General features: G+C 50.2%; 7 protein-coding genes. 6 read left to right on the top strand and 1 reads right to left on the bottom strand.

The features are described 5' to 3' along the window. The first annotated feature begins 1,295 nt into the window (after positions 1 to 1,295). The 6 genes from cspG (at position 1,296) to HV243_RS15385 (ending at position 11,991) form a co-directional block, all read left to right on the top strand. Complete coding sequence (cspG, locus tag HV243_RS15405; RefSeq protein ID WP_016152690.1) at positions 1,296 to 1,508, top strand: cold shock protein CspG; 213 nt, start codon at positions 1,296 to 1,298, stop codon at positions 1,506 to 1,508. A 10-nt stretch (positions 1,509 to 1,518) separates the two neighbouring features. Then, positions 1,519 to 1,707, top strand: coding sequence for a cold-shock protein (locus tag HV243_RS15400; RefSeq protein ID WP_100250067.1), 189 nt, complete (start codon positions 1,519 to 1,521; stop codon positions 1,705 to 1,707). A gap of 73 nt (positions 1,708 to 1,780) precedes the next feature. After that, positions 1,781 to 2,011: a hypothetical protein gene (locus tag HV243_RS15395; protein WP_019076503.1), complete on the top strand. Its 231-nt coding sequence runs from the start codon at positions 1,781 to 1,783 to the stop codon at positions 2,009 to 2,011. Positions 2,012 to 2,217: 206 nt separating this feature from the next. After that, a complete protein-coding gene (locus tag HV243_RS15390) occupies positions 2,218 to 2,391 on the top strand; it encodes an addiction module toxin, GnsA/GnsB family (protein ID WP_016152691.1) in 174 nt (57 codons plus the stop codon). A gap of 696 nt (positions 2,392 to 3,087) precedes the next feature. Next, on the top strand, positions 3,088 to 3,252 hold the full coding sequence (locus tag HV243_RS25405) for a YnfU family zinc-binding protein (RefSeq protein ID WP_175299807.1): 165 nt from the start codon (positions 3,088 to 3,090) through the stop codon (positions 3,250 to 3,252). A 156-nt stretch (positions 3,253 to 3,408) separates the two neighbouring features. After that, complete coding sequence (locus HV243_RS15385; protein WP_053389566.1) at positions 3,409 to 11,991, top strand: glucoamylase family protein; 8,583 nt, start codon at positions 3,409 to 3,411, stop codon at positions 11,989 to 11,991. 19 nt (positions 11,992 to 12,010) lie between these two features. Here HV243_RS15385 and HV243_RS15380 read toward each other — a convergent pair whose 3' ends face one another. Further along, positions 12,011 to 12,244, bottom strand: a complete 234-nt coding sequence (locus HV243_RS15380) for a hypothetical protein (RefSeq protein WP_029139493.1) — start codon at positions 12,242 to 12,244, stop codon at positions 12,011 to 12,013. Positions 12,245 to 12,247 lie beyond the last annotated feature (3 nt).

Here is a 12,247-nt window from a genome sequence, read left to right as displayed (position 1 = left end):
TATACACTGAAAAAATAATCTCGTCTTACTTTTTTAACTTATAAAAAAGGAGGGCGATGCCTGACATAGGTTATTGTTAATCAATTGCTAATGCAGTAGCGAAAGAAGACGTAATTTTTGATGCCCACATTATCTGTGGATTTACCATTATGGTGGTAAGCGGTTCTACACATATTGAGTGGCCTCTGACTTAAATTCAACATGTTGACTTTGACAGATGTTAAAAAGTTGTGGGCTTCCAAAATACTGGTTAGCATGTTTAAAACGTTTTCTTTTACAGGTTGTTATAAGGCTAAGCAAAACAGGTCAGATGGTGTCTGTGCACGGCTTTATATCAGCAACGGTATCATTATATTTATAACATATGCACTTTGATGAGCTAAGGCCCGGACCAAAGCTCATGAGATATAAGTTCTGGCTACATTAGATGGAAGCAGTACACAACCTATTCATGTGTTATCGAAAAGCAACTACGTAAACAGAAAGTGCAAGTGCGAGAAATATCCAGTATTGAGAATGGTAATGGAAAAGTTTGAGCATAAATATCCTCCACAGATTCGGTTCCTAATTAATGGCAGATTTAAATGTCAACAACAAACAAAAAAGCATGGGCATTGATTGTTTGATTGTTTCATATTGTTTCAGTGATGCGCTATGACGGTGCGTTTGCACTAACAATAGGATTTTTGCATTGTTATGGTGAGCTTAGTGTCAGCCGGGTATTAAGACGCGATCAATCCACTGATAAATATAACCCAGGTAGCCATATGCGGCTTTTTCTATCCTGTCTGTTACTCTTTGCCAGCCGCACACCGATACCACAAATCTTGCCCGCCGCCTGAATGCCGCAAAGCACACCGGAAATCTTGCCGTTCCCGCCAAAAGCAAAACAGCCGGAGCTGACGTTGTAATCCTCTCTGACATGCTCGGAAATTTCGTGGTAGACGCTAAATATTATGCTGAGATGGAGGAAATACGACTCTTCCGTGAGTCAAAATCCCTGAAAACTTAGGGTGATAGATAAAGGTCTTAAGCAGCATGACATAATTTTCGATTTAAGCTATTTAAATTCATTTTTTTGATAAGAATCATGTGCGATTTCCCTATAAAACTAAATCTTGCTATGTTTGGTTAATCATGCGTTAATGAATTCTTGGTTTGTAACGAATTTATCTAAAGCAGTCGCTGTAATAATTTTATTTCTTGTTCCTGTTGAGACTTCCTTGCTGGCTTTTCTCTCTGATGATTTTTTCGGACCATTCTGCCCAAGGGCTTACTCAAGAAAGGTAATAATTATGTCTAATAAAATGACTGGCTTAGTTAAATGGTTCAATCCTGAAAAAGGTTTTGGGTTTATCACCCCTAAAGATGGCAGTAAAGATGTGTTTGTACACTTTTCTGCTATCCAGAGTAATGATTTCAAGACGCTGAATGAGAATCAGGAAGTTGAGTTTAGTGTTGAACAGGGACCTAAAGGCCCCTCAGCAGTTAATGTCGTGGTTGTATAAGGTAACTGTTATTACACATCATATTCACTTCAGATGCCCGTGTTGCCACGGATCTCAGTACAGAACGTCGAGCTTTGATGTTACTGAAAAAAATCCTTTCGGAGCAAAATGTATTTTTTGCAAATCGATAATGATTACATTTGACAATGTTGCGCTATACATTCGTTCTGGTCAGACTTCGTTAGATTTTAGAAAATAAAGTTCAGGTTCCTTATGGAGCCTTTTTTGTATGCTAAACCGTTCATCTTTGTACGAACCATCACGGTATCATTATGAAAAAAGTAATCGTTTTTTTTAACTCAGAACCGGCAGTTGTTGTATCCGTAATGAAGGGAATTACTTCGATAATGCGTGAGTTTCCCAATGGGGAAAAAGCACACCTGTCCGTGATGTCAGCAGGATTTCCATCTCTGACAGGAGACCATAAAATAGTTTATGTTGCCTCTGATCGCGATGTCAGTTCCGAAGAGATTCTCGAGGCAGCATCGAAGCTTTTGAAGTGACATCTGATTGTTTCTTTACCGACCGAGATAGTAGTCCAGTGGTTTGCAGATGTTTTGCGCTTTTCTTGTATGAAGATTGTACTGCAACCTCTTGATTATTGAGTCTTTCCATTCTATCTTTTAAACATGTCAGCGCTGTTATAAGTGCTCCACGGGGAATGTTACATACTTGGCGTTGATACGTTAGAGATCAAGAGAGGTAAATAATGAACGTCGAAGAGTTAAAAACAAAAACTGAAGCGGATATTTCTGAATTCATTACAAAAAAAATTGTTGAACTCAAAAAAAAGACAGGAAAAGAAGTTTCCGACATCCAGTTTACTGCTCGTGAAAAAATGACTGGGCTTGAAAGCTATGATATTAAAATTACATTGATCTAATCGTTAAAAACCCAGCTTGAATGAAAAGCATTATCTTAAAAGGTAATGCTTTTTTATTGCTGTCAAAAAATTTGGATGTTGTCAAAACCTTCATTTTTAATCATAGAGACAAGTCCTGACTTTTTAATGGGGCCTGTCCGATGCCAGCCCGCGCTATCGGGCTACTGCTGGCTCAGGGCAGGGAATGCACTTGTCGGAAATTTCGTGGTCAGTGTGTATCACATTGAGGGGAGTGGGATGACGTAGTAGCCTGCGAATGGGTTAATTATCATTTCGGTCGGGATTGTTAGATAACCCAACTCCTACTTTTACCGCAGCAAACAACATAATGCACAGAGCGGTAATGACGGTAAATACCAATGAAAGGCTGGTAATCATAAATTTTCTTCATTTCAGATGGATTTGATTATTAGACTAAGGCATAAAGGAAAAGTTCAAGGTAAATATCATAGTATTTCCCGGAAAAAATATCGAAGCGGGTGATTGTATACCAGAGCGGGCTGCAGGGAGCCATATCCAAGAGTGGCGGATCAACGGTCTCAACGGCCCCTGTGGCTGCAAATATCTATCTTGGCAAACGTCGTCATCTACCCTGTGATATCCCCCTTTTGGATAAAAAATAGGAAGATAAATTAAATGGTTAAATTTTATCCAAACGTGGTACAGTGAATCTCATTCATCGAAAGGGTAATCATCATGTCTCTCATCGATTACGCAATGAAGTACCTCGGCGGCGTATCGACGACTACTGTCATCTGCCCGGCCTGCGGCTTACGTTCATCCCAATCTATTTCTAAAATTCGCCTTAAGCAGACAATGCTGTGCCCTGGCTGTAAAACACTGTTTGTTTCACCACGATAACCCTGACACTTAGTTGCACCTAAACCCGGTGTTCTATACTTAAGTCAAATCCCGGCAGCTGTTAAATCCCTGATGCCTTACGCCCATCCTGAGAGAACGTTTCTGAACTGATTTCGCAACTGCTCCTGCATGCTAACTCTGCATCAGAGCAATGCTATGAAAATGAACCCCAGGGCGTGGTTTAACCGCTCCCATATTTCGATGAATGCTACCGAAAGCGTAACGTTTTCGGCGAACGATCCTGCCGGTGAAAGCACGCTGCAGTCAGAACTCTTTTCGACCGCCCAGATGGAACGCTACGGTCAGAAGCTCGCACGGACCCATAAATTATCGCCGGATAAACATCCTTATTATCTTCTAAAAAGACTCGGCGAGAATGAGGCCATCATTACCCAAAGCTGTTATGAGCTTAACGCGGGTAAAAAGACCAGCATCATGCCTGCCGGGGAGTGGTTGCTGGACAATTATTATCTGATTGAGGAACAAATCCGCACTGTCCGCCAGCACTTGCCGAAAAGCTTTGGTAAAGGTCTCCCGTCGCTGATGTCGCCGCTGAATTGCCCACGAATTTACAATATTGCATCAGAGGCCATTGCTCACGGTGACGGGCGCTGGGATGCTGCCAGCCTGACCAGCTATCTCACCGCCTATCAACAGGTGACCCCGCTGACATTAGGTGAAGTCTGGGCGTTACCGGGAATGCTGCGCCTGGCGCTGATTGAAAATCTTCGTCGTATCAGTATCGAAGTGATCAAAGCGCAGCAGGACAGAACGCTGGCTGATATGTGGATAACAAAGATTTTCGGATGTGCAGAGAATGCCCCTGGCGATTTAATCATGGTGGTTGCCGATATGGCACGCTCCCGACCTACGTTAACCAGTGCGTTTGTCGCAGAGCTGGTGCGGCGCCTGCAGGGGCATGGCAATGCGCTGTCGTTACCTCTGACCTGGGTTGATCAGTGCCTTCGGGAACAGGGGATCACCACCGACGTTCTCATACATAATTTCAACCAACAGCTTGCCGCCAGCCAGCTATCTGTCAGTAACAGCATCGCGGGTCTGCGATTACTGAGTGAAACGGATTGGGCTGATTTCGCCGAAACGATAAGTGTCGTCGAACAGGCATTACGCAATGATCCTGCCGGTATCTATCCTCGGATGCACTTCAATACCCGGGATCATTACCGGCACGTTGTTGAGGTCCTGGCCAGAGACAGTGGTCTCAGCGAGCCTGAAGTTGCTGACAGGGTGCTGACGCTTTCAGGAAACAGTGCTCCCGATACACTGGAACATCATATTGGTTATTATCTCGCAGGCGAAGGTCGGCAGGCGCTGGAAATTCATCTGTTAGCAGACACCTCAAGGCTCATGCGCTTGCGGCACAGTTTCAACAGAATAACCCTGCTGTCATGGCTTGGAAGCCTGGCGTTGTTGACAACCGCAATGACCGCGGCAATTTTGCACGAAACAGCCATGCAGGGCGCAGACTGGCTGTTAATCGCGGTGATATTCCCTCTGATTATCGCTGTAACTCAGTTGATGAGCGATTTACTCAGTGACGCCACCACCCGTTTTCGCGTTCCTCGCCCCTTGCCGCGGATGGATTTCTCAACCGGCATTCCCCCTGACAGCGCCACCCTGTTAGTCATCCCCTGCATGCTGACCAGCCACGCAAGTTTCAGCCAACTCCTCACCAGTCTTGAAGTCTGCTGGCTGGGGAATGAAAACGAAAATCTCAGGTTTGCGCTGCTCACTGATTTCGCTGATTCTGCAAATGAACCCTCGCCGGAAAGCCAGATGCTGCTCAGACAGGCGATCGCCGATACGCAGGCGCTGAATCGCCGCTATCCCTCCAGCCGCCCACGTTTTTACCTGCTACACCGCCAGCCTGAATGGAACCCCGCGGAAGGAACGTGGATGGGCTATGAACGCAAGCGGGGAAAACTGGCGTTACTGAACAGCTGGTTGCGCCATCCGGGGACACAATTCGTCAGCGTTGCAGACATGCCTGCTAACCTTTTACCGGGCCAAATTAAATACGTCATTACCCTGGACAGTGATACGGCGCTGCCGCGCGATACGGCGCACAAACTGGTCGCGACGATGGCGCATCCGCTGAATACGCCAGAGTATGATCCGGTACGCCAGAGGGTTATCAAAGGATTTGGCATTTTACAACCCGGCCTTGCGGAGGAGATACCACGCAACGGTCAGGGACGTTACGCCGCCATGCGCAGCAGCATACCGGGCAATAATCCCTATTCGATGATGTCTTCGGATATCTATCAGGATCTTTTTGGGGAAGGATCGTTCGTGGGCAAAGGGATTTACGATGTTGACATTTTTATGCAGGCCACGGCCAACACCTGCCCGGAAAACCTGGTTCTCAGCCATGATCTACTCGAAGGATGCTATGCACGTTCGGGTCTGCTGAGTGAGGTGTTACTCTATGAACAGTACCCGAATAATTATCTGTCGGATGTTGCACGTCGTTCACGCTGGATCCGGGGTGACTGGCAACTGCTTAACTGGCTGAAACCACGTGTCAGAAGAGCCGATGGAACCCGGACCAGGAATCCGCTGACCGCGCTTTCTTACTGGAAATTACTCGATAATCTGCGTCGCAGTCTGGTCGCCCCCTCATTACTGGTATTGCTGTTCTTCACCCTGCTAGGGGTACCTAATCCGGTTTACTGGCTGGGCGTACTGTCGCTGATATGGCTGTTGCCAACCATCCTCTGCATCACCCATGACCTGCTGCATAAACCTCTGCGTCGCCGCCTGAAGCCGCATCTGTTACTGGTAGGGGCGGGCGCGCTGAAGCGTTTGTCAGGTATCGGCCTTAATTTTGCGATACTGCCGCATGAAGCCGGATATTCGCTAAAAGCGATCGCCGTGACGTTATGGCGATTGGGGTTCAGCAGGCGTCACCTCAGCCAGTGGGTCAGCCACAGCCAGGACAGCAATCAGGCCGGACCCACTGTCGCGCGTTTTTATCAGGCGATGTGGCTGAATGTTGCATGTGGTGTGATGCTGATAATACTGACCGGACAATTTGCTCCACAACTGCTGGGGATTGCGTTGCCGATCGGTTTGTTATGGTGTGCGGCACCGCTGCTGATGAGCTGGCTGAGTCGTCAGCCTGCGCGTAAGGTGTTTTCGCCCAATCCGGAACAAAAACAGCTGTTGCGCCAGACAAGCCGTGAAATCTGGGCGTTTTTTGAAACCTTTGCCACAGAAAAAGAGAACTGGCTTCCGCCTGATAACTACCAGGAAATACCGCAGCCGACGGTGGCCCATCGAACTTCTCCTACCAATATTGGCCTTTCCCTCATGGCTAACCTGACGGCATGGGACTTTGGCTACCTGCCCGGCGGGGAAGTGCTCCGGCGCGTGTCGCTCACGCTCGACACAATGGATAAAATGGAGCACTACCGGGGCCATCTCTACAACTGGTATGACACTCGTACGCTGGCCCCCCTCAGCCCACGCTATATCTCAAGCGTTGACAGCGGCAACATGGCAGGGCATTTGTTGACTCTGCGTGCAGGGCTGTCCGCCATGCGTCATCAGCCAGTTTTAAACCGCCAACAGATACTGGCAGGGCTGAACGATACGCTGGATATTCTGGAAAAACAGTGGGGTCAGAACCCGCCTGACAGCTTGCGGTTGCTGCGAAAACACTGTCTGAGCGCGGTGACGCTCTCTCCGCAGACATTCTTCAGCGAGCTGAAAAATATGCGCACCCAGTGCAATCACCTGAACACGCTATGCCATCAGGGATCTCCTCTTCAGATGCGTTGGGCAGGACATCTGGAGCATCAACTGGTTCAGCTTTGCCATGAGTGGACGCTGCTGCTTGGTTGGTTACCTGCCTCCTGGAACGAACAGACGCTGCCGACTTTATGCGAGCTTGCCCGCGCAACATTTACAGGTGTAGGAACCCCCCCGGCGTCAGCGACGGAGCAGGCCCGGATGCGACTCAATATTATCACTGAACTTGAACAACGGCTGGATGAGCATGCCCGGATGGATTTCGCCTTTCTGTACAGCGAAGCAACCAGTCTGCTCAGTGTTGGCTATAACTGTGACACGAATATGCCTGACAAGAGCCACTACGATCTTCTGCCGTCTGAAATCCGCCTGACCAGCTTTCTTGCCATTGCCACTAATCAGCTACCTCTTAAAAGCTGGTACGCGTTGGGACGACTGTTCACCACCATTGACAATGAAACCGCCCTGATGTCATGGAGCGGGTCAATGTTTGAATACCTGATGCCGAATCTGGTAATGCCCACCTGGCCTGGCAGCCTGCTCGATGAAATGAGTCAGTCGGCGGTTATGCGCCAGATTCATTGGGGGAAAGAACGCGGAGTACCGTGGGGCGTTTCAGAGTCTGGTTATCATGCTTTTGATGTTCAGCATAATTATCAATATCAGGCATTTGGTGTGCCGGGTCTCGGCCTGCGCAGGGGGCTTGCTGATGACATGGTTGTCGCCCCTTACGCCACACTGCTGGCGTTGATGGTCTCCCCACAGAAAGCCTGTGAGAACCTGATCAGGCTGCAAAAAAATGGCGCACATGGTGAATACGGTTTTTATGAAGCGCTGGACTATACTCCCTCACGCCTCGCAACCGGTCAGCTCTATGCGGTGGTTCAGTCCTGGATGGCGCATCACCAGGGCATGGCGTTTCAGGCGCTGGCTCATGTGCTACTTGACGCCCCGATGACTGAACGCTTCATGTCCAGTACGGTCTTCCGCTCAGCGAGCCTGCTGTTACAGGAACGCGTGCCGGATGCAGTTGATCTGTACAGTCCGCGCCGTCATTTTGAATCTCATGAGGGCAGGGTCAAACCCGTTCGCTATGAACCCCGTATTTTCTATGGCGTGGACACGCCGGCCCCGGATATTCAACTGCTGTCCAACAACCATTATCATCTGATGTTGACCACGGGCGGCGGCGGCTACAGTCGCTGGAATAATATTGCGCTCACGCGCTGGCGCAGTGATACCACCCGTGATAACTGGGGAGCATTTTGCTATATCCGCGATATACAGACGGGGAATGTGTCGAGCAATACCTGGCAACCGACAGCCCACACCAGCGGGCATGACGAGGAAGTGATATTCACCGATGCGAGTGCTGAATTCAGACGCACTTTCGATGGGCTCAGCGTCAAAACTCAGGTTGTGATCTCCCCGGAGGATGATATTGAGTTGCGACGGCTCACACTGATTCATCGTGGTCGCCAGCCTCGCTCTCTGGAACTGACAACCTATGCCGAAGTAGTACTGGCGCCTGAAGCCAGCGATCTGGCACACCCGGCATTTAGCAATCTGTTTATTCAGACGGAACTGGATCCTGAGCGTGACGCTATTCTTTGCCACCGGCGCCCGCGTTCACCGGGTGAAGCGAGTCCCTGCCTGTTTCACATGATGGTGGTGCATGGCGATAACCGTCATAACGTTTCGTTTGAAACAGACAGGGCAAAATTTCTTGGCCGTGGCAGAAACCCTGCGGATGCCCAGGCAATAAAGGCAGGCGGGGCGCTCAGCAACACGTCGGGGTCAGTGCTGGATCCGATCCTGGCAATACGCCACGCCATCACTCTGCAGCCGGGGCAGCCGGTCACGATTGATATCATTTATGGCATCAGCGAGACCCGCCAGCAGAGCCTGGCGTTGCTGGAAAAATACCGCGATTACCCTATCGCTGATCGCGTCTTTGAACTGGCCTGGTCTCACAGTCTGGTGGTATTACGCCAGATGAACGCCAGTGAAGATGATGCCACTTTGTTTAATCGTCTTGCCAGCGCGGTGCTTTACCCTGTCCAGGAGCTGCGTGCCGAAGGCCAGGCGATCAGCCGCAACCGGCGTGGTCAGTCCGGTCTGTGGGGCTGGGCAATTTCAGGCGATCTGCCGATAGTGCTTCTCAGTATTACCAGCGAGGAAAGTATTGCCTCAGTGACCACACTGATTCAGGCACACCGTTACTGGAGACAGAAAGGGCTGGATGTTGATTTGGTTATCCTGAATAACAGCCCCGGCGGCTACCAGCAGGGCTTACAAAATCAGATTATGGACTTAATTTATGCCGGATCTGAAGCCAGCCTGCTGGACAAAACGGGCGGTATTTTTGTTCGTAATGGCGAGCATCTCTCTGCTGAGGATAAGTTGCTTTTGATGAGCGTGGCCTGTCTTTATCTTGATGACCGCACAGGCAGTATCAATGAGCAGCTTAATCAGCGTACTCACACCCTTAAACCTCAGGCCAGAGCACTCATTCCACGAGCTGTGCGCGAGCGTAATCAACATACGGACTGGAGCCCCGATATCAGTCAGTTATGCCATTTCAATGGGTACGGTGGATTTTCTCAGGATGGTCGGGAATATCAGATTGTCCTGCGGGAAGATGCGCAGACACCGGCTCCCTGGTCAAACGTATTGGCAAATGCCCGTTTTGGCACTGTGATTTCAGAGGCGGGACAGGCCTACTCCTGGTACGAGAATGCACATGAATACCGCTTGACACCGTGGGAGAACGATCCGGTGAGCGATCGCAGCGGCGAGGCGTTTTATCTGCGCGATGAAGAGAGTGGTGAGTGTTGGTCACCGACGGCTTTACCTGTTCGCGGACATGGTGATTACCTGACCCGCCATGGTTTTGGTTACAGCGTGTTTGCCCATCGAGAGAGTGGTATAGACAGCGAGCTGACGGTTCTGGTTGCCGAAGAGGCGCCGGTTAAATTGGCGCTCCTGACGCTCAGTAACTCTTCGGGTCGGACACGCAAACTTTCCGTCACCGGCTATGTGGAGTGGACGCTCGGAGGAACACGAACTCGCTCAGCCCCTCACATTGTGACTCATGCGACCAGACCGCCTGGCGGCTGCGGAGTGCTGGCGAACAATTTTTATGGTGATAACGGTAGCGGTCGTACTGCCTTTTTTGCCGTCAGCGGTAATGACTGTTCGTTGACCGGGGACCGCCGGGAATTTATCGGTCGTAATGGTTCTCTGCACGCCCCGTCGGTCATGAAGCTACGCAGGCTTTCAGGTAAAACGGGCGCCGGTCTGGATCCCTGCGGGGCAGTACAATCGGCGGTAACATTAATTGATGGCGATCAGAGGACGTTTATTTTTATCCTCGGCGCAGAGGAGAATCATATTCGAGCTCAGGAGACGCTTGCCCGTTATATGAATGAGGAGACGGTCCGCGAGGAGCTGAACCGGGTTCACAACCACTGGCACAATGTGCTTGATAAAATTGTGGTTAACACCCCCGACACATCGGTAAATTTACTGGTGAATGGCTGGCTATTGTACCAGACGGTAGCCTGTCGCCTGATGGCTCGCAGCGGTTACTACCAGTCCGGCGGCGCATTTGGTTTTCGCGATCAACTGCAGGATACGCTGGCGCTGAGTCATGCTGATCCGAACCGGATGAGAGAACAGATAATCCTGTGTGCATCACGGCAATTTATTGAGGGTGATGTACAGCACTGGTGGCACCCGCCACACGGCAACGGGGTGCGCACGCGCTGTTCCGATGACTATCTGTGGCTTCCGCTTGCCGTTTGCCACTATGTTGAAACGACGGGGGATATGGATGTACTGGAAACACGTATTCCTTATCTGGAGGGACGTCCGCTTCAGCCTGGTGAAGAGTCTGCCTATGATACGCCGGTGATCAGCGGTACCGAAGAGACTCTCTGGTTACACTGCGTCAAAGCCATTAAGTATGGACAACAGTTCGGGGAGCATGGTCTGCCGCTGATGGGGGCGGGTGACTGGAATGACGGCATGAACCGGGTGGGGATCGAAGGCAAGGGTGAAAGCGTCTGGCTGGGCTTCTTTCTGTTCGACATTTTGCAGCGGTTTGCGGCGCTGGCTGATCGCAGGCTGGATGAAAGTGTCGCCTCAATGTGCCGTTCGCAGGCTGTGCGCCTGCAAAACAATCTCGAAGCCCACGCCTGGGATGGTGAATGGTACCGGCGTGGATATTTTGACGATGGTACTCCCCTCGGGTCGAAAGCCTCACAGGACTGCCGGATTGATGCGATTGCCCAGAGCTGGTCAGTATTGTCCGGGGCCGCTAGCCCGGGACGGTGCGCAAAGGCCATGCAGGCGCTGGATAAGCATCTTGTGGATAGCGAGGGGGGACTGATAAAACTATTAACACCGCCTTTCGATGGGCACGGTCCAAATCCGGGTTACATACAGGGCTACCTGCCTGGTGTGCGGGAAAACGGAGGGCAGTATACACATGGCGCTATCTGGGCTGTGATGGCATTTGCCCGAATGGGGAATGCCGAACGTGCCTGGCAACTCTGGTCCATGCTCAGCCCGATAAATCATACTCTGAATGCGAACTCAGTCGGGATTTATAAAGCCGAGCCTTATGTCATGAGCGCTGATGTCTACAGCGTCGCTCCCCATATCGGACGTGCCGGATGGAGCTGGTATACCGGTTCATCAGGCTGGGCCTGGCGTTTACTTACCGAAGAATTACTGGGGATAAAACGTTCCGGTGCTGATTTAACGGTTCATGCCCGGTTGCCGGATGGCTGGCCGTCTTTTTCTATGGCTTATCAATATGGCGAAAGCCATTATCAGATTAGTGTCTCACGCGGCGATGCAGAATATCGCGTTACACTGGATGGTGCTCTCCTCCCTGATGACAGAATACCGCTGCGGGATGATGGACAAAACCATACGGTTGAGATTATTCAGAATTGACACTGAGTCCGGACGCGCATTAACGTCTGCCGTTAATGCGCTGATTATCCCTGAGAACCTCAATCGCTGTCTGCATGGCGATTTTGTCATCTCGTTTTTTTTGCTTGTCCTGCATGACCTGAAGGTATTCCAGCAAAGTTCGGGTATTAATAGGTCGGCCCTGTTTACCCACTGCCAGCACGGCTTCGCCAAGAATAATTTTCACTGGTGGCAATTGGGCCGGGTACCAGTCAAGGGTGTCTTCTGATTTCATGAT

This window comes from Citrobacter sp. RHBSTW-00599 (genome assembly GCF_013784065.1).
Lineage (GTDB): Bacteria > Pseudomonadota > Gammaproteobacteria > Enterobacterales > Enterobacteriaceae > Citrobacter > Citrobacter braakii.
The sequence above is the reverse complement of the archived record's forward strand: the minus strand, read 5'-3'. Positions and strand labels throughout refer to the sequence as shown.